Genomic DNA, 20239 nt, shown 5'->3' on the forward strand with positions numbered 1-20239 from the left:
TTTATGTTCCTCCTGATCAACGAATGCAAAGACTGTCTGTCATTACGCAGCGTCTTCTCTTGGTGAATGTGCTTGCGCTTGTAAGTCCCTCACCGGTACGGCTTGCGATAGTGAATGTACAGAAGCCTTCTCCACCAAATCCAAGTGCGGAATAGGACGGGCCGTTCTTTACAAGGATCGCTGTGTCGATTGCTTTCGCATATTTTGTAATGTTATCAATATTCTTGGAATGAATATGTGCAGAATGACGGTTGCCATGCTCAAGCCATACAGCCTGCTCTACAGCGTCATCAAAATCCTTTGCTCTTACGATTCCGAGGATCGGCATCATAAGCTCTGTTGTGATAAGCGGATGCTCCTTCGGTCCCTCGAAGATAATGCAGCGGGTGTTTGCCGGTGCCTGAACTCCGATCATGGAAAGAAGTGTCTTCGCATCACGTCCTACACATTTACGGTTCAGCTTGCCGCCTGCAAGTACAGTCTCAACAAGCTTGTCCTGCTCTTCCTTGGAAGCAAGGTAGCAGTCATTCTCTGTAAGCATGTAGTGCATTAACTCATCAACTACGGAAGATACTGCAACAACTTCCTTCTCTGCGATACATGGAAGGTTGTTATCGAAGGTACATCCGTTTACGATATCCTGTGCAGCCTTGCGGATATCAGCAGTATCATCAACCAGTGCCGGCGGGTTTCCTGCTCCTGCACCGATTCCTCTCTTACCAGAGGAAAGAACTGCTGTCACAACACCAGGGCCTCCTGTTGCTGCGATCAGATGGATATCTTTATGTTTCATCATAATATTGCTTGTCTCAAGGGTTGGTTTCTCAACTGTGACAGCGATATTATCCGGGCCGCCTGATTCCAGGGAAGCCTCATTTAAAAGATTGATTGCGTAAATAGAAGTTTTAACTGCTGCCGGATGTGGGTTGAATACTACTGTATTTCCGCCTGCCAGCATACCCATTGTGTTGCAGAGAACTGTTTCACTTGGGTTAGTGCATGGTGTGATAGCACCGATAACACCAAACGGTCCCATCTCAATCAGAGTCAGTCCTCTGTCTCCGGACCATGCAGTTGTTGTAATGTCTTCGGTACCAGGAGTCTTATCTGCTACCAGGTGATGTTTGAGGATCTTATCTCCTACATTACCCATACCAGTTTCCTCAACACCCATACGTGCCAGTACTTCCGCATTCTCTTTGATCTTCTTGCGGATGCAGGTGATGATCTTCTCTCTCTGGTCCATAGACATTGTCTTAACTACCTGCTGAGCCTTTTTGGCTGCCTCGATAGCATCATTCATATCCTTGAAAACGCCATGTTTTCCGGCCGGAGCATCTGCAATCTGCATCTTTGCCATAACTTCCTGTACAATTTCCTGTACCATATTCTCACTTATTGGCATGAGATTGTCCTCCTTAATATTCCGTCAAAAAATTATTTCAGGCCAAGCTGAGCCATAACCTGTTTTGTGATCTGAGCAACGAGTTCTGCATCGTTGTTTGCAGCAGCCGGAGCCTCACCCTGAGGATCAGCAGCGCTTGTTCCGCAGTCTTTTCCAACGAAATCATACTGATATCCCGGGAACTGTTTGTAGTCCTCGCTGTGGCATGCGCCGCCGCAGTTGTGGCAGTTCTTGCCGTCTTTGTTCAGGCAGAGGCTTGCCGGATGTTTACCAGGCATACCAAATTTACGACGGATCGCATAGAGTTTCTCGATGTTCTCTTTGTCGAATTCCTTCGGTCCGCCAAGGAGCTTGGTCTGATACAGAAGCTGTGCGTAGAACTCTACAGACTCCATCTTCATGTATGCAGCGTTAAGGTCTGTGCTCCATGTAAGTGCTCCGTGGTTCTCAAGAAGTACTGCATCGAAATATGGAAGGTATTTCTCAAGGTTATCCGGGATCTCCATTGTGGAAGGTGTACCGTACTCAGCGATCGGAACACATCCAAGAGCGATAACTGCCTCCGGCATGATCGGCTGTGTAAGTGGAATACCTGCGATTGCGAAAGATGTAGCATAAATTGGATGAGCATGTACAACAGATCCTACATCCGGTCTCTTCTCATATACTCTCATATGCATCTTGATCTCAGATGATGGTTTGAATCCCGGGTTAGCCTGGATTACATTACCCTTGCCATCTACTTTACAGATGAACTCTGGTGTCATGAAACCTTTGGATACACCTGTTGGTGTGCAAAGATACTCATTCTCTGCTACTTTAACAGAAAAGTTTCCGTCGTTAGCTGCAACCATGTTACGGTTGTAAATTCTCTTACCGATGTCACAAAGCTGTTTTTTGATTTCAAACTCGTTTACCATGCTTAATTTCCTCCTTGAGCATTGGATTGCACTATTTTGTTTCTGAAAACATTTTACTCCATACCACAAAATAAGTCAAGGGCAATCCGTTGTTTTGTGTTGGTTTCTTGTTGTTTGTTATGTTGTTTTTATTGTTTTTTATGTTGTATGTTTGCAGAGGATCTTTTCTCTTTAATCCCGTGTTTCTCAGCCGCCAATCTGACAGTCCAGACCGCATACCGCATGCACCGCGTTCTTTAACATCTGCATATGTTCTGCTGTCGGCGGAAGAATTCCTTCCATTAAATAAGGGCGTCCAAGTCCTTCATATTTATCCTGTCCCAGTCTGTGGTAGGGAAGAAGATGAATTTTGTTTACGCCCGGAAGGGATGCCGCAAATCTGGCGATCGCCTGGATCTCTTCCACAGAATCATTGAATGTCGGAATAACCGGAACACGGATCACCAGTCTGGTTTTTCCGTAGAGCGCAACTTTCCTTGCATTTTCCAGCATCAGTCCGTTAGCCCTTCCTGTAAACTCCTTATGTTTTTCCTGGTTCATATGTTTGATATCCATCAGATATACATCCAGGTAAGGAAGAACCTGTTCGATCTTTTCCCAGGGAGCACATGCCATGCTCTCTATTGCGGTATTAATACCACGTTCTTTTGCCGCACGGAGAAGATCTCTGGAAAAATCCGCCTGACACATACATTCACCACCGGAAAGGGTAATTCCTCCTCCGGAGCGATAATAATATGCGCGGTCTTTCTCCACTTCCTCGATCATCTCGCGAACTGTCACATCACGGCCGATCACCTTGTCCTCACCCAGAACTTTCATGTTCTGGATCCGGTACTCCTGTGATTCCGGATTGCAGCACCAGCGGCAGCGAAGAACACATCCTTTCAGGAACACGATGGTACGGATACCCGGACCATCGTGTACTGAATATTTCTGAATATCAAAGATCCTGCCCTTTGTATCCAAATAGTCCATAATTACCTCTTAATTCCTTGCGTCTGCTGCGCGTCCCCGGTTAAAATCCCTGCTCTGTTCTTCGGATGATATCATCCTGCAGAGATCTGGAAAGCGTAGTGAACAGTGCACTGTATCCGGCAACACGTACAACCAGATGTTTGTATTTCTCCGGATGTTTCTGAGCATCCAGAAGTGTCTCTCTGTCGACAACATTGAACTGCATGTGCATACCCTTCTGATCAAAGTATCCACGGATCAGTGCTACAAATTTCTCCAGGCCCTCTCTTCCTGCAAGTGCAGACGGATGGAATTTCTGATTGAACAGTGTTCCGTTGGATACGATAAAGTGATCCAGACGGGATACGGAAGTTGCTGCTGCTGTCGGGCCCTTCACATCCTTGCCTGCTGACGGAGAAACACCATCTGCAACTGGTGTATGTGCATAACGGCCATCCGGTGTAGCACCGGTCTGTCCGCCAAGGGGAACATTTGCGGATACCGGATAAAGTCCGGCCTGATAATGTCCGCCTCTCGGGTTTTTGTATTTCTGAAGTGGTTTTGTGTAAGTATAGGCAACATCTCTTGCAAAATAATCCACATCCGGAATATCGTTTCCGTATTTCGGAACTTCATCGATCAGTTTGTGGATTTCTTCAAATCTTGCCTTTTTCTCCGGAGATGGTTCTGCTCCAAGCGCTGCTGTCATAACAGCCTTGGCTGTCTGCTCATTTACACCGATGCCATTTTCCTGAAGCTTCTGCATTACAATTGTAGTAATATCTGCTGCAGACTGTGCATCAATACCCTTGCCATAGTTCCATGCCAGAGCTTCCTTCATCTCTTCCATGGTAACTTTCTTTTCTTCATAAACAAGTTTACGGATCGCATACAGAGAATCTGCCATGTTTGCAATACCAAATCCCTGAGGGCCGGTAAAGTTATAAACAGCGCCTCCCTCCTGAACGGATTTACCACGTTTCATGCAGTCATCCACCATACAGGAAAGGAATGGAAGCGGACACCTCTCAGCATGTGCCACGTCAATGGCATTGTCTGCATTTACAAGCAGGGAAATAAAATATTCCATCTGTTTCTTATATGCGTCATAAAACTCATCAAAGGTCTTCATCTCTGTGACATCGCCTGTCCTGACACCGATCTGGACTCCTTTATCCATACCATTGGAGAAAACCATCTCCAGCGGGCGGCACATATTGAAGAATGCCGCATCATGCCAGCCGTCTGTCTTACCGGCTTTCTGCGGTTCTACGCATCCAATGATGTTATATTCCCTGGCATCTGCAAGAGAAAGTCCTCTGTTCTGCAGCGCCGGAATGATAACCTCATCATTATAATAAGCCGGAAGTCCGATTCCTGTTCTTGTAAGCTCTGCAGCTTTGATCAGGAATTCATGTGGAGATCCGTTCCATACTCTTACAGAAAGAGACGGTGCCGGAAGATGCACATGCATGGATGCCTGAATACACATAAAGGAAAGATCGTTGGTCACATCCTCACCGTCTTTATTCTGGCCGCCTGCGATCAGGTTCTGGAAAAGGCTGTAGCCTGCAAAACCTTCTGCTGATGCAGCATCACGGCATTTGTTCAGATCGTTTAATTTTACCCAGATACAGTCCATCAGTTCCTGAGCAAACTCTCTGGTAAGATTACCTGCCTCCATATCACTCTTGTAATACGGATACATGTACTGGTCAAAACGTCCCGGTGAAATGGAATGTCCGCTGCTCTCCATCTGGATCAGCTGCTGTACGAACCAGAAAGACTGGCAGGCTTCATAGAAATTACGGGCACCTTTCTCCGGCACACGTGTACAGTTGGACGCAATCTGGAGAAGCTCCTGTTTTCTGGTCGGATCCTGACACTGATATGCCATCTGCTCTGCAAGCTCTGCATAACGATGCGCATAATCAATAACAGCCTGGCAGCTTAAGATCACTGCTTCCAGGAAACGTGACTTCTTCGCATAATCACCATCTCCCACATTACTTTCATCCAGTTCTTTCTGTGCTTTGGCAATGATACCCTCATAACCAATTGCCAGAACTTCCTCATATTTAACCGTTACATGTCCTACACCATTGTAGAAATAATTTCCCGGTGTAAAAATGTTGTGGTCAATGGCAAGGATCGCTTCCGGAGCCATATAGGAAGTCGCAAGCTCACTGGTAGTCTTACCCTTCCAGTATTTATGTACCTCCCGAAGATCCGCCTTGGTCTCCTCCGAAATATAAAATGGATCAGCAGTTCTGGTAGCCACCGTATCCAGTTCATCCTCCAGCCACTGGAAAGAATACTCCGGGAATGTCTGACATCCTCTTGGTGCCAGGGTGCTGCTTCCGACGATCAGTTCCTCATCACGGATGATGATCGGAATGTTATGCAGGATATGGGCAAAAGCCTTCGCTCTGCGTGTGATGATCGGCTCGTCTTCAGTTTCCTTGTAGGACTCTGTGACCAGTTTCGCTCTGGCAGATTCGATCACCGGCATCTTGGCATAAAGATTATCCACAAGATGTGTGATCCTGTCTGTTTTCGGGATATCTGCTATATGAAATTTCTCCATGATTCTCCTTTCTCATAACCGGTTGTTTCTGGTGATCTGTCTGCCTCCACGCTTCCAGAACCGCTCCTGTCCGGCTATGTGCTCATGTAATTTCATTATACCTTACCCCCTGTTTGATGTCAACGAAATCCAACATGTGTTTCTTGCTGTTTTTGTGGTTTTTATTGGGTGAACCCCGTTGGTTCTATTTGTTTTTCGTGTTTTTATATTTTTCTCTATTGACTTTGTTTTTCTGTTCTGCCATACTTGGATTTATATAGAAATTCCTTTAGTCAAGCGGATATTCCGTCACATGTTCATGAACAGTAAAAGAGGTGTAAATTTATGTATCTTTCTGATATGCATACACATTCCATCGCCAGCGGCCACGGCACGGAATGCACCATCACCAATATGGCCCGGGCAGCCGCAGGGAAGGGCCTCCGGCTTCTCGGAATCACAGACCACGGTCCCGGAACTCTGGCTGCCGGAACTTCTTCCTATTTCCGGAGCCTTACCTATTCTCCGAAAAAACATTTCGGAGTAGATCTGCTCTACGGAATCGAACTGAATATTCTGGACCGGAAGGGAACTGTAGATCTGGATCAGGAATTATTATGTAAACTTGATTATGCCATCGCAAGCATGCATACCTGGAACTACCGTCCCGGTACCAGAGACGAGAACACAGAAGCTTTTGTCAATGTCATGAAGAATCCCTGTGTCAAAATCCTCGGTCACAGCGACAACACCCATTATCCGGTAAATTATGATGTTCTTGCCCGAACTGCCAGAGAAACCGGAACAATCTTTGAAATTAACGAAGCTTCCCTGGCTCCATATGGCTACCGTGGTGATACCAGAGAAAACTGTTATGAGATTCTCCGCTGCTGCCGCAAATATCATCTGCCGCTGCTGCTCTCCAGTGACAGTCACGGTCCGGAACACATCGGTGATTTTACCTGTGCTGCTGAATTTGTTCATCAGGCCATGTTCCCGGAACAGCTGATTCTGAACAATCATCTTCCAAGATTGAAGGTATTTCTGCAGACCAGATGATCTGGTAAAACAGTAAGATCGAATATACATAAAATGTATCCGAATACACATTCATGTTTGACTCACAACCAAAAAAGCCAGCTCGGACACATTTTACCATGTGTCCGAGCTAGCTTATTATTTCGGGTTATATTATATTTTCTTTATTATCATTTCTCATCTGCCTGAGAATTCTCTCTCTGCTTTCTTATCATATCCGCAAGTTCCTGATATTTTCCTGTGATATATCCATAATTCTCTCTTCTGTGAGGAAGTTTACACGCAGTGCAGTCCTTGATTCCGCTTTCCGTAAAATGGAAATTACCACCGCATTTATCTCCCAGTGCATACAGCGGACAATAACAGAACAGGCAGTTAAAATTTTCCGGATCTGCTCCTTTATGGCATGGAAAATACTCGCATTTTTTGTGGCTGAAATAGGAATATTCTTTTCCCTCCCAATATGGTTTCTCCATGGTTCTTATCTCCTCCCGGATCATGCACTCTCTTAATTTTTCCGTAAAAAAAGAGGTAGCGATCCCACCCCGGGGTAGAAATATAATCCGTTCATGAGTGCGCGGAGGGAACGAATGTATCCGGAGTAGTATCGCCTGCCATTTAATCATGTATAATTCATATGAACAGGCGCATTCCATAAAAAAATGCCTACTCTCGTAAAAAAGTAGACAACGTCCCAGGGGTGCGGAGTCCCTGAAATGGTTGTTACACTTTACACGGAAGTTTAACCTCGCCATAACAAGCAGGTTTCCTGGCTCCGGGATCATGGCTCGTCTCTCCTTCTCATACATAGGTACAATGGATTCTGAGATTCGCTCCTCCGTTACAGTGACCGGATCGCTCAGGTTTCTCACCTGATTCCCTTTTCTGCTGGCTTCTGATAATCCATGACTGTCAGATGCCCTCAGCACTTGCTATGTTCAATATGGAATTATACTGATATTATAATAACACCCTGTTAATTATATGTCAATACCGTTTCAGATTTTTCTGATATAAATTCACTGTTTCCTTATAAGAAACAGCCTGGCGGAATATGCCGCCAGGCTGTTCAATATCTTCATCTTAATAAATTTTATATGGTTCGTGATTATACAAGACGTCTTACAGAGACAATCGTTCTGTATGTCGCATCGTTACTGATCTTGATACCATCCTGAGAATTGGATGCATGTACAATCTGTCCATTGCCCATGTAAATAGCCACATGTCCACCATAGCAGATCAGATCTCCTGGCTGGGCATCTGCATAAGATACCTCAGTACCTGCATTCTGCTGCTCATAGGAAGTTCTCGGAAGGCTTACGCCAAAATTGGCATATACACTCTGTACAAAACCGGAGCAGTCTGCACCATTGGTAAGGCTTGTTCCGCCCCATACGTATGGATTTCCAACAAACTGTGTGGCATAATTCACAACAGAAGATCCTGAACCGCTGCTGTAAGAAGAACTGTCACTGTCTGAGGATGTGTCCTCTGCACCTTCTTCGGATGCATCTGTACTGTTATCGTAATCTGCGTCTGCATTATCCTCTGTATTCTCAGTATCCCCGGACGCGTCATCTTCGATCACATTGCCATCTTCATCATACTGCGCATCATCATTTTCACCATTGTCTGCATCTTCATCCACATGCTCGGTGTCATCCTCTGCAGTATCCTCATCTGTATTCTCAATCACGTCGCCGTCCTCATCGTACTGTACGTCTTCGCTCTCGTCCGCCTCATCCTGCTGTGCTTCCTGCTCTGCCTGGCGTCTTGCTTCCTCTTCTGCCTCAGCCTGTGCTCTCGCTGCTGCTTCAGCCTCGGCCTGACGTCTTGCCTCTTCCTCTGCTGCAATACGCTCAGCCTCTAATCTCTGAAGCTCTGCTGTCTGCTCTGCAAGAAGGTTCGCATAGTCTGTAGCCTGCTGCTGTGCATAAGCGATCTCATTATCATAATCCGCAGATGTGGCACGCTTCTCATCCAGCTGTACCTGCAGATTCTGTGACTCAGCCTCGTACTCCTGCTTCATTCCCTCAAGTTCTGCCTTCTCCTGTGTATACTGAGCTTCCAGGTTGGCAACCTGCTGAATGGTATTGGAATACTTCTCAAGGCTCTTTCTGTCCTGTTCATATGTCTTCTGTGTGTACTCAGCTTTCGTGAGAAGATCTGACAGGTTCTCTGCATTAAGCATCATCTGGAACCATGCATCATCTCCACCTTTCTCATAGAGATACTGAATACGCTTCTTCATTGCCTCATACTGCTTGGTCTTGGCATTCTTAGCCTTCTCAAGGTTCGTCTGGGTAGAAGCAATATCAGCTTCTTTATTAGAGATGTCTCCCTCCAGTGTCTGGATTGAAACCATCACGTTTACAAGATTGGCATCAAGAGTGGAAATTTCGCCTTCAATCTGTGATTTCTGTGCGGAAAGATCATCCAATCTGGAATAAGTCGCATTCAGCTGTTCATTGGTTGCATCCATTTCCTGCTGAAGTGCTGCCTCATCTTCTCTTGTTGCGCTTACGCTGACTACCTGTGCTCCGCTGATGATGAGCGCCAGTGTCAGACATAATATTCTTTTCTTCATGACTGTTCACCCTCGCAATCTGATTCTGAATTCTGATTTATCCGACAGTTCTCTGTGTCTGTCGTTTGTTTACTTGTCTCTGCTGTTATTTCATTCTCAGCAGTTCATGTAATATTTCTGCAATATCTTGTTCCAATCTTTTTATATATTAACACAGTGTTATTTGGATTGCAAGGTTTTTCTATCAATTAGTTTAAAACTTTGTAACATTTATTAATTATTTTGACATTAAAAAAGAGAGAACCTTGCATTTTCGGTTCTCCCTTTTTGTTGATTCAATAAAATTTTTTGATATTTCTGTTGCAGCCTGTTTTTAATTGAACAGATCTGCAAGAATCTGATTTGCAGTCTTCTTCAGGTATCCATCCGGATCAGAAAGTGTGCTTCTGTTCCATCTGAAATATGCTCCATTACGGATGTAATTACCGCTGGACTCATGGTAATCATATTTGGATACGCCCGGATATTTTGCCATATAGGTTTCTGCAAGCTTGATCGCCTGGCTTCCGTAAGTTCCGTTAGGTGTCGGTGTTCCGGAAATCTGAACGCCTGCATTCGGCGTACAGTGCAGAATCACAACACTCTTATCTGCGCACTGACCAAGAACCATCCATGTATGTCCATCGTTATATCCGATATCTCCAGGATAAAGTTTCCAGTTTGAACTTGACAGCGTTGACTGGGAAATGATCCTTCCCATTCCCCTGCCAGAATACAGGGAACCGATATCTCCGGAAACAGTTGTATAATTCACTCCACCTGATTTACTCTGCATGATCTGGTATACAGACCATCCTACATAACCGGAACAGTCAAGGCCCTTCTGTTCTGTAGATTCACTGAGGTCCATATAGTTTCTGTAGTTATAAGAACTTGAATTATTATCATACCACTGTTTCCACTTGGAGCTTACACCTTTTCTGGTTGCATCTGACCAGTTATGTCCACCGCCCCATACATAAAGCGTCTGTCCTACCGGTTTCAGGGCATTGGCCAGGAAATTTTTGATCGTCCTGGAACTTGAAGGAGTTGTTGTATTCGGATTGCTGCCGCTGGACTGAAGAACTCCGGAACTGCTGAATGTGTACTGCACTCCGTCAATGGTCTTGGTTCCTGTAGCCATAACACCGGTAGACGGGTCAAAATAGTATTTCACTCCGCTGGTAATATTGGACACCCATCCGGTGGCCATAATGCCTTTGGACTTCTTTGATTTATAGAAATAATATGTATAGCTTCCAATCTTCCTGAAGCCTGTATACATAGCACCTGTGCTCGGGTCAAAATAGCGTTTCTTCGCTGTCGATGTTGTTGCCCAGCCGGTGGCCATAAAGCATTTGCTTGTAAAATATCTGGTCACGTTCTTGGAATCTGTAAGAAACGTACTCTTGGCTGCAACACCATTGCCGCTGTAGAAATAATATTTCTTATTGCTGATGGTTGCCCACTTGGTTGTCATATAACCGGTAGACGGATTAAAGTAACGGGTATTCTTCTTGCTGTCTGTCAGCCAGCCTGTTGCCATATAGCCCTTAGCTCCATTGGCATTATAGAAGTAGCGTTTACCCTTGCTGTCCTTTGCCCAGCCTTTTACCTGAACTCCTGTAGAGGCATTGAAGTAATACTTCTTTCTGTTCAGAGTAAGCCAACCTTTTACTTTCTTTCCATTTTTGTAGTAATAGGACTTCCCGCCTTCTGTTTTAAAACCATTCTTGGTTGCCGCCTGTACATCCGTTACAGTTGTGTGTACAGTCGCTCCGGCTGCAAAAAACATCAAGATCAAAAAAAGTCCCCAAAGTTTCCATTTTTTGCTTAATTTTCGCATACATACCTTCCTTTGATAGATAATTGATATTTACTATTTATGAAGTCCGGCTGATCGTTGTCTGCACTGCCCATCCTGTGAGCGGTAAATAAAACGTGCAATTCATTACAATTCTGTTACAAATTTACGTCCATATTATATACCATTCTTTATCTCCCGTCAACTCTTTCCCGTTTTTTCCCTCTCCAATCTCCTTTTCCGCACAGGAAAAATCCCGATTCCAGGATTCTTCTTCCTGTGCAGGCACCTTCATCAGAATAAAAAATCCCCGGATCATCAGGTATATGCGCTGAATATTCCGGGGATCTGATATTAATAAAAAATGTTACTTCCTGTAACAACTCTGTTACAGAGAATTTCCTACAGGAATTTTTTGCGAAGTTCTGCTCCGTCAAGTGCACTTAAATATGCCGGTGCAACATCAAATACAGTTTTGCATCCCTTCTGTCCTTCCTGGTTCATGCGATATGCAGCTCTTGCATAAGCAACGATAACGGAAGATGTGAACTCCGGATTGGAATCCAGTTTCAGGCTGTACTCGATCACATGGCTGTTCTCATCATTCCATCCTGTTTTTCCGCTGCGGATCACAAAACCACCATGTGGGATTCCGCTGTGGTCACGGTTAAGTTCTTCCTGGGAAATAAAGTGTACCGTTGTGTCATACTCATCAAAGTAGTTCGGCATAGTCTTGATCTCTTCTTCGATACGCGCAAGATCAGCACCTTCCTCAGCAACTACGAAGCACTCTCTTGTATGTTTCTGACGTGTGGTAAGCTCTGGATTTTCTCCGTTTCTTACTGCCTCAAGTGCTGCCTCTACAGGGATTGTGTACTGTTTTGCGTCTTTTACGCCTTTGATACGGCGGACTGCATCAGAGTGTCCCTGGCTGACACCTTTACCCCAGAATGTATAATCGTTTCCGTTTGTAAGGATGGCATTTGCGTACATACGGTTCAGTGAGAACATTCCCGGATCCCAGCCTACAGAGATGATTCCTACATGACCAGTTTCCGTTGCTGCCTTGTCAACATTTGCGAAATGCTCTGGAATTCTCTTATGTGTATCAAAGCTGTCCACAACATTGAAGTATTTCACATATTCCGGTGTCTGAACAGGAAGATCTGTAGCACTTCCTCCGCAGATGATCAGGACATCGATCTCATCTTTCAGCTTCTCTGCGTCGTTTACAGAATAAACTTTAGCAGTCTCTGTAAGGATCTTTACTGTTTCCGGGTCACGTCTGGTAAATACTGCAACCAGCTCTGTATCCGGATTGTGTTTGATCGCGCACTCTACACCGCGTCCAAGATTTCCATAACCTAAGATACCAATTCTTATACTCATAACGATTTCCTCCTCTTTTTCCCGGCAGATACATTGATGCAAAACATTCTGCTCCGCTGCACGCTCATGAGCGCAGCCACTTCGCGGTTTGCCTTACAAACATGTTCTGCCCTATCTATCGCAAAACGGATCTGCAGGATCCGCCTTACAAACATACTCAAAACGGATAGTTATCCTCCGCATCAGCAGCAGAAAATACCACCCGGCCAGCACATGGCACAGGCCATAGTCCGGCAGCAGGCATCACACATATCTCCACCTGCTGTCGGCATTCCTCCAAAAGGATCCTGTTGCTGCTGGTACCAGCCACCGCCGCCCTCCATTCTCTGAAGGATCATGCGGTACTGCACATTATCAGGCTCCTGTCGGACTGCTTCCCGGATCTGATCTAGAGCCGTCACATTATTGCCAAGTCCCATATTGGCCATGGCAGCCAGATAATACCACTCGCCATTTTTCTGGCCAAGAGAATTCAGGACATTCATAGCCTCCTGATAATGGCCGCTCTGCACATAATTGGAAGCAGCACGTCTTCGCATGCTCTCTTCATCCTGATAGGTACTGGAACCTGCACTTCCATAGCCGCCAAAACCGCCGTAATTTCCATAGCTGCCATACCCATTTCCCGAAGCACTTCCGCCATACTCCCGCTCTTTCATGATCTGTTCGTACGCCTGCTGTACTTCCTTGAATTTCTCTTCTGCCTGATCTTTATTCGGATTATTGATATTGGCATCCGGATGATATTTTCGGCTGAGCTTCCGGTATGCCTTCTTTATTTCATCATCAGATGCGTTTCTGGGAACTCCCAGCACACTGTATGGATCTAACATTTCTTTTCTTTCTCCCGTTCTTCCCTGCGTTTCTGTCCGATGGCTGTGAAGCGGCACCAGACGCCGGAATATAAAATATTTCGAAGGATATCACCATATCGGATCACGGGCATTCTTTCAAATTCCCTGCAGCTTTCTGCCAGCATCATTGTAAGCATCCGGCGTATCTCTTCCTCGAACCCTTCCATCTTATATTTTTTAAGGAACGGATTGTAATTTCCGTTTTCTGCATCTTTTTCCACATCGTCATAAGCATCCAGGATATAAATAAACTTCCCGAGATAAAATCCCATCCGCCGCAGTGAAGATTCCCACACATCCTTACGGAACGCAAAGACCTCCTCCATGATCCTTCCGGAACACCCGGCAACACGGTCCACATCGGTTTCTCCCTGTTTTTCCAGACTGGAAAGTTCCATAAGAGCTTCCTTTATCCTGCGGATCTTCTCCGGATAATGAGCCATATGTTTCTCTCCGCCGGTCTTAAGAAGTCTGGCGTATGCGTAACGCAAAGGTTTATGCTCATCCTGCCAGTCATCCATGCATTTATAATATGAAAGGATCACATTCATATCCGCACAGTATTCCGTAATTGCATTCCGGCGCACAGGCTGTGGTTTCAGAGGATGGACCGCACACCTTGAAGTTCCCTTCTGTGTAGGTGGTTCATATACTCCACTCAGCAGAAGGACCACAAAGGTCATATCATAAGTCAGTGAGATCTGTCCTGGTATGCCATATCTTTCCCTCAGTTCTCTGCAAAGTCCGCAGTAAAAAGAACGGTACATATCAAAATCTTTAAATTTGATCTCCGGTTTATTAACTGTCACATATCCGAACATTTCAGCTCCTCTTTACGAATTTCGTGTGGCATTTCGGACATTCGATCTCTATCTTGCCTTTCCCCCTGGGAATACGGACCTTCTGTCCACAGCCCGGGCAACTGTAAATATGGTGCGTTTTTCTTTGTTTCATCAGATTTTTTTCTTTATTGAAACGAAGCCGGAACTTCGATGTCATCTGAAGATATTTCTGGTTCTCCGCATAACGCTGCTGAATATTTCTGGAAAAAATACGAAAATACGCATACACGATCGCCGCAATTCCCAGAAAATCAAAAATACTGCCCAGATTTCTGTTGAACATGGTGATAAACATAGTCAGAATGATCAGCACCAGTGCGGCTCCCATGGTAAACCTGGAAAGTTCATCCACTCCGTAGCGTCCCTGCATAAACTTGTTAAATTTGTCTCTCATAGAATCTGCATCTCCTTTTTACTGCCGGTATTACTGTTTCCGCCTCTTCAAAAAGAATGCGCCGAAGCTGTTACCGGTCATTACATACCTGGAAAATGTAGAATTTAAGATAATAGGACTCATCTGCCGACCAGAGGATCGGATGATCCGGTGCCTGTGTACGATACTCTACCTGGCGAAGTCTCTTGTGTACATTCTTCGCAGCCTGACCGATCGTCTGTGTAAACAGCTCATAGGTCATGAAGTGAGAGCAGGAACAGGTTGCAAGAAAACCGCCATCTTTTACAAGACGCATAGCTCTTAAGTTGATCTCACGATAACCTTTTACCGCATTTTTTACGGAACTTCTGGATTTCGTAAATGCCGGAGGATCCAGGATCACCACATCAAATTTCTCTCCCTTCTCCTCAAGTTCCGGGAGAAGTTCAAATACATCTTCACAGAGAAACTTCACAGTTCCGTCCAGTCCGTTAAGTTCTGCATTGCGTCTTGCCTGATTTACCGCAGTTTCAGATGCATCCACACCCAGAACACTCTGTGCTCCTGCAATTCCCGCATTCAGTGCAAATGATCCGGTATGTGTAAAGCAGTCCAGCACTTTCGCATTTTTGCAAAGTCGCTGGATTGCCAGACGGTTGTATTTCTGATCCAGGAAAAATCCGGTCTTCTGTCCGTCCTTGATGTCCACTTCATATTTTACACCATTCTCTTCAATCTGAACGATCGTCGGAAATTCTTCTCCGATAAATCCCTTGGTAAGTTCCATTCCTTCCTGGCGGCGGACCTTTGCATCACTTCTCTCATAGACACCCCGGATCTGGATCCCGTCCTCTGCAAGAATATCCTTCAGCGCCTCAATGATCGTTCCCTTAAGGCGGTCGATTCCAAGTGCCAGAGACTGTACTACCAGCACGTCAGAAAACTTATCCACAACAAGGCCAGGAAGAAAATCTGCCTCCCCGAAGATCACGCGGCAGCTTCCGGTGTCTACGACTTTTTTGCGGTATTCCCAGGCATCACGGACACGTTGCCTCAAAAAGTCCTCATTGATCTCTCTGTGCTCATCTCTGGTGAGCATACGCACAGCAATCTTGGAATTGGTGTTGATAAACCCTCTTCCCATCGGATAACCGTCAAAATCGTGGACCAGCACAATATCTCCGTTCACGAAGCTTCCCATGATCGTTGCGATCTCATTATCATATACCCAGAGGCCTCCTGATTTCAGGAATCTGCCTTCGCCTTTTTTCAATGTTACTACTGCCAGGCTCATAAATTCTACCTTTTCCCTTTCTCATTTCCCTGTAACGGTTTCCAGTGTATGAATTCCATAAAACCGATTTATGGTCAATTTTAGCACAGAAGAAAATATTTTTCCAGTGCTTCCCCAAATCCTTCATATAAAACACACAAAAAGCCGCCGCAGAAACTGAAATTCCAGTCTCTGCGGCGGCAGGCTTTATTTCCTGATCATGGAAACTGTTCAAAAATCTCTTTACTGTGCTGACTCTTCCTCAGAAGTATCGGTATTCTCACCGTAAAGTCCTGCAAGATATTTCATCGTCTCCTTATAAAGAGTCTGTTTATCTTCTTCTGTTACATCTGCAAGAAGAGCAGCAGCCTCATCTGTAGTATCTGAATTTTCTTCCGTGATCTCAATTCCAAAAAGTTTCTTGAGGTTCTGATCCATCATGTTCAGCTCCGGTGTGAGATATGTCTCAGTTCCGTCTGCCACATAAGATCCTGTACCGTCTTTCAGGATATCATAATACTGCTTCTCAACAGTCTCGGCAACGCTCTTCGCTGTCTGCTGGTCCAGAGTTACTGTTGCCACAGCTTCCGTATTCTCAGTTGCTGCCAGAAGGGCATCCGCATCACCTTCATACTCTCCTTTTACAAAGAGTTCAAACTTGTCGTAGTATGTCTTATTCTCTTCGCTGAGTACGGAAGTGTCAATCTGGGAAGCATCCGCTTCTGCACCTGAAGTCTCTGACTGATCAGAGGACTCCTCAGAAGAATCCGTATTCTCCTCTGTTGCCTCCGGGATTCCCGTTTCATCTGCTGAAGTTCCCTCTGCTGTATCCTCTGTGGAATCTTCCTCTGTGTAAGTTCCGTCCTCGGTCGCATCCGGGATTTCTGTCTCACTGCTATCTGCAGAATCCTCCGCCGGCGCTTCTTCCTGATCGTTCTCCTCTGTGGAGCTTTCGATCACATTATCTCCCAGCACATCGGAATTTACGTTATTCATAATATCGTCATCATCTTCGGTACTCTGATCCACGTCTACGGTATCATCCGGGTTCTCTTCATCCATGGAATCCCCTGTCTCTGCCGCAGAAGTTGTACTTGCGCCTGTTGTATTGGCATCTACCTGTTCCAGTGTCTGTTTCACGTCATCATAGTTATAACCCTGCTGAGCGATCTGCTGAAGCAGAGAAACAATTTTATCAATGTCATCCTGGCTTACTGAAATATTATTCTGGTTCGCCACATTGATAACAATATTCTGGATCTCATCCGCATTCTGCACATCGTTCTGGATCACGTCCATCTTGGACTGGTTCACTACTGTTGTCGCCTGGTCTTTACCAACCTTATCCGCAAGCTCTCCGGTTGTCACGATCTCCTGGTTGGCAAGTTTGGTCTTGGTCGCATCCAGTTTCTCTCCACTGGCTTTCTCATAGGCCATCTGAATACCTGTCAGTGCACCGGTTCCGGATACTTCCATCGGGCATGCGGCAATGACTTCACAGTTCTTGACACCGGATGTGGAAAGAGAAGTGGCGATCATATTACCGGTTACCCAGTTAAGGTTGGCAGTACGGACTTTAATTCCGCCGGACTGGGTTGGTTTTACATAAGCACAGCTTAATGTATGGGAACCGATCTGCTCCTGTGGTGCAATATTATCCAGATGATTGTGCTCATCCTGGTTGGTAACAGTTAAAATCTGAACCTGATCTGCACTTACATTAAAATATTTCATCATTGTCTGTTTCTGGGCATCGGAAAGATCTGCTCCAAGTGTTACAACCTTGGTTGCATCCGCAAATACAAGATTTACGCTTCCTGCCACAAGGCATGCGCTGCAAAGCAGGGCTGCGATCATATTTCTTTTTTTCATTGAACTTTCCCTCCTGATATATTTCTTATAAATTGGCTGTATCTGTTTACATTTTTACAGTGTAAAGCGAACATTCACCTTCTGCTTTACCATGTGTTCATGAACATGACCGTTTCATGATTTGTCGTTCATATTATATCACAGATACGATCATATTTGTAATTTATATTATATGAAAAAGCCGCTTTTGACAGCGGCTTTCTGTTTAGACCTGTTTTAATTTTCCGGATTTTTCTGCTTTTTTAAATAATTCCAGATTTTTTTTATTCATGGTCCCGAAATCTTTCAGCGGGCAGTAAACTTCTCTGCATTTTTCCATGATTTCCAATGCTCCCTGAAAAGACTCCTGGGAAATGCATTCAAATGGTTTCTCCGTGATCACTCTGGCGGCCAGTTCTTTTGCCACCTGATAATCTGCGTCGTTGGTATGGAGAACTCCCGTTGCAAAAGGAATTCCCTGGCGCTGCAGTTTCCGGTACACCGGAATTCCGCTTCCGTTTCCACCGATCACAAACACCCGAGGTTCTCCTGCCGGCGGTTCCATTTCCACGCAGCCAAATTCCGCGTTATAACTTCCCCGGGTAATTCCATAAAGCTTTCGAATATAATCGGAGGTAAAAATCTCCTCCGGTGCACCGTATTTTTCGATATGATCTCCATGAACACAGATTACCTGGTCAGAAATTTTCTGTGCAAGATCCAGCTCATGAAGGGACATGATCACAGTCATCTGTTTTTCCAGCACCATTTTTTTCAGAATGGCAAGCAATTCCAGTTTATGACGGATATCCAGAAAAGATGTCGGTTCATCCAGGATGATAATCTCCGGTTCCTGGCAGATGGCGCGCGCCAGAAGAATACGCTGACGCTGTCCGTCACTGATAGCTGTGAAATCCCGATCTTTCAGATCCCAGGCATGAACCATCTCCATGGCATTTTTCACTTTTTTCTTATCCTCCGGGGAAAGGATTCCCAGAGTTCCGGTATACGGATAACGTCCGGTGGATACCACATCTTCACAGGTCATAAGTTCCGGACGCATGCGCTCAGTAAGCACTACAGCCAGCTTCCTGGAAACTTCTTTGTTTGTCATGCGGCTCATCTGTTCCTGTTCCAGATATACGGTTCCACTGATCAGGGAAAGCTGTCTTGTGATACTCTTCAGGATTGTGGATTTTCCGGCACCGTTGGGACCGATCAGAGTCAGGATCTCTCCTTTGTTCAGCTGAATATTAATCTCTTTGATCAGCGGTTTTCCGTCATAGCCTACGGTCAGCTGATCCGTATAAAAAAAATATGATTTCATCGTTTATATCCTCTGCTGTCTGCGAATCATGATATAGATAACTACCGGTGCTCCGAAAACTGCCGTCACAGAACTGATGCTCAGCTCCGTCGGTGCAAATACGGTTCTTGCGATCAGGTCACAGAACAGGCAGAACACCGCACCACCCAGGAAGCAGGCCGGAATCACAAGCAGTGGCTTTGCAGTCTTTAAGAGACTTTTTGCAATGTGAGGTACGGCAATTCCCACGAAGGAGATCGGTCCGGCAAATGCAGTGACACAGGCAGAAAGAATACTGGAAAGCAGGATCAAAAGTATGCGGAATACTTTGATATTGACGCCCATATTCTGTGCGTAAGTCTCACCCAGCTGATAGGCACTGATGGGTTTTGACATAAAAAATACGATCACCATGGTAAGTAATACCACCACAGCCATAGTCCGCACATTCCCCCAGGTCATACCGGAGAAACTTCCCAGTGACCAGTTGTGAAGATTCACAATATTGGAATCATCTGCAAAAGTTACCACAAAGTCTGTGATGGCCGAACAGATATAGCCGATCATAACTCCACTGATGACCAGCATGGACATGTTGTGGACTTTTTTTGCCACAAGAAGCACAAAGCCCATGGAGATCATGGAACCGGCAAAAGCAGCCAGGATCATGGCTCCGGAACCGATGGATACCGATCTGCTCAAAAGAAAGATCATCAGAAAAGCCACAATCAGCTTGGCTCCGGAAGAAATTCCCAACACGAAAGGTCCCGCGATAGGGTTATTAAAAAAGGTCTGCAGCAGAAATCCGGAAACAGAAAGTGCTCCGCCGAGGATGATAACTGCCAGAATTCTTGGAAGACGGATCTCCCAGACAATATTATAAGAAGTTTCATCTCCCTGATGCCGGAATATGATATTCAGGATCTCCTGCACAGAGAGGTGGATACTTCCGGAATTTACATTCCATATAAATAAAAAGATCAAAAGTACCGCAAGGATCACAAAAGAGATCCCATATCGGACCGCGCGTTTTCTGTCATTCATTTTTTCTGGTACACTCCTCTTCTGTGGTGTAATTCGTGTAAAGTCGTA

16 protein-coding genes and 1 riboswitch are annotated in these 20239 nt (G+C 45.3%); of the genes, 1 reads left to right on the top strand and 15 read right to left on the bottom strand.

Translation table 11 applies throughout. The features are described from left to right. Positions 1-16: 16 nt before the first annotated feature. The 4 genes from AC04Q6_RS04375 to AC04Q6_RS04390 all read right to left on the bottom strand — a co-directional run bounded on the left by AC04Q6_RS04375 (position 17) and on the right by AC04Q6_RS04390 (position 5869). Positions 17-1405 carry an aldehyde dehydrogenase family protein gene (locus AC04Q6_RS04375; RefSeq protein ID WP_118169838.1) on the bottom strand — a complete coding sequence of 463 codons (1389 nt, stop codon included), beginning with the start codon at positions 1403-1405 and terminating at the stop codon, positions 17-19. Positions 1406-1437: 32 nt separating this feature from the next. After that, positions 1438-2325: a class II aldolase/adducin family protein gene (locus tag AC04Q6_RS04380; RefSeq protein ID WP_118169837.1), complete on the bottom strand. Its 888-nt coding sequence runs from the start codon at positions 2323-2325 to the stop codon at positions 1438-1440. Positions 2326-2511: 186 nt separating this feature from the next. Then, positions 2512-3303, bottom strand: coding sequence for a glycyl-radical enzyme activating protein (locus AC04Q6_RS04385; RefSeq protein ID WP_118070743.1), 792 nt, complete (start codon positions 3301-3303; stop codon positions 2512-2514). 40 nt (positions 3304-3343) lie between these two features. Then, the gene (locus tag AC04Q6_RS04390) at positions 3344-5869 is read right to left on the bottom strand and encodes a glycyl radical protein (protein ID WP_021977488.1); all 2526 of its coding nucleotides are present in this window, start codon (positions 5867-5869) and stop codon (positions 3344-3346) included. Between the two features lie 324 nt (positions 5870-6193). Here AC04Q6_RS04390 and AC04Q6_RS04395 point away from each other — a divergent pair, with 324 nt between their 5' ends. Then, a complete protein-coding gene (locus AC04Q6_RS04395) occupies positions 6194-6907 on the top strand; it encodes a PHP domain-containing protein (protein ID WP_476389550.1) in 714 nt (237 codons plus the stop codon). A 149-nt stretch (positions 6908-7056) separates the two neighbouring features. On the opposite strand, the gene AC04Q6_RS04400 is transcribed toward AC04Q6_RS04395, so the two are convergent. From AC04Q6_RS04400 to AC04Q6_RS04450, 11 genes are all read right to left on the bottom strand, one after another. Further along, positions 7057-7362 (bottom strand): cysteine-rich small domain-containing protein, encoded by a 306-nt coding sequence (locus AC04Q6_RS04400; RefSeq protein ID WP_021977490.1) that lies wholly within the window; start codon positions 7360-7362, stop codon positions 7057-7059. 266 nt (positions 7363-7628) lie between these two features. Beyond that, positions 7629-7831: riboswitch (cobalamin riboswitch) on the bottom strand. Positions 7832-7994: 163 nt separating this feature from the next. Continuing rightward, entirely contained in the window at positions 7995-9476 is a 1482-nt protein-coding gene (locus AC04Q6_RS04405; RefSeq protein WP_118062689.1) for a C40 family peptidase, read from the bottom strand. 313 nt (positions 9477-9789) lie between these two features. Further along, positions 9790-11301: an N-acetylmuramoyl-L-alanine amidase family protein gene (locus tag AC04Q6_RS04410; protein ID WP_021977492.1), complete on the bottom strand. Its 1512-nt coding sequence runs from the start codon at positions 11299-11301 to the stop codon at positions 9790-9792. 360 nt (positions 11302-11661) lie between these two features. Then, entirely contained in the window at positions 11662-12648 is a 987-nt protein-coding gene (locus AC04Q6_RS04415) for a diaminopimelate dehydrogenase (RefSeq protein ID WP_021977493.1), read from the bottom strand. Positions 12649-12830: 182 nt separating this feature from the next. Continuing rightward, a complete protein-coding gene (locus tag AC04Q6_RS04420) occupies positions 12831-13481 on the bottom strand; it encodes a J domain-containing protein (protein ID WP_021977494.1) in 651 nt (216 codons plus the stop codon). Continuing rightward, positions 13475-14323, bottom strand: a complete 849-nt coding sequence (locus AC04Q6_RS04425) for a DUF5685 family protein (RefSeq protein WP_021977495.1) — start codon at positions 14321-14323, stop codon at positions 13475-13477. The genes AC04Q6_RS04420 and AC04Q6_RS04425 overlap by 7 nt, the downstream gene beginning before the upstream one ends. Position 14324: 1 nt before the next feature. Further along, on the bottom strand, positions 14325-14738 hold the full coding sequence (locus AC04Q6_RS04430) for a competence protein CoiA family protein (protein WP_021977496.1): 414 nt from the start codon (positions 14736-14738) through the stop codon (positions 14325-14327). 70 nt (positions 14739-14808) lie between these two features. Further along, positions 14809-16011, bottom strand: a complete 1203-nt coding sequence (locus AC04Q6_RS04435) for a class I SAM-dependent rRNA methyltransferase (protein ID WP_021977497.1) — start codon at positions 16009-16011, stop codon at positions 14809-14811. Between the two features lie 222 nt (positions 16012-16233). Then, a complete protein-coding gene (locus tag AC04Q6_RS04440) occupies positions 16234-17862 on the bottom strand; it encodes a DUF1002 domain-containing protein (protein WP_178745985.1) in 1629 nt (542 codons plus the stop codon). Between the two features lie 205 nt (positions 17863-18067). Beyond that, entirely contained in the window at positions 18068-19168 is a 1101-nt protein-coding gene (locus AC04Q6_RS04445) for an ABC transporter ATP-binding protein (RefSeq protein ID WP_178745988.1), read from the bottom strand. Positions 19169-19171: 3 nt separating this feature from the next. Further along, entirely contained in the window at positions 19172-20191 is a 1020-nt protein-coding gene (locus AC04Q6_RS04450; protein ID WP_173762632.1) for a FecCD family ABC transporter permease, read from the bottom strand. Between the last annotated feature and the right edge of the window lie 48 nt (positions 20192-20239).

The sequence above is a fragment of the Blautia sp. HA9023 genome, from assembly GCF_056504095.1.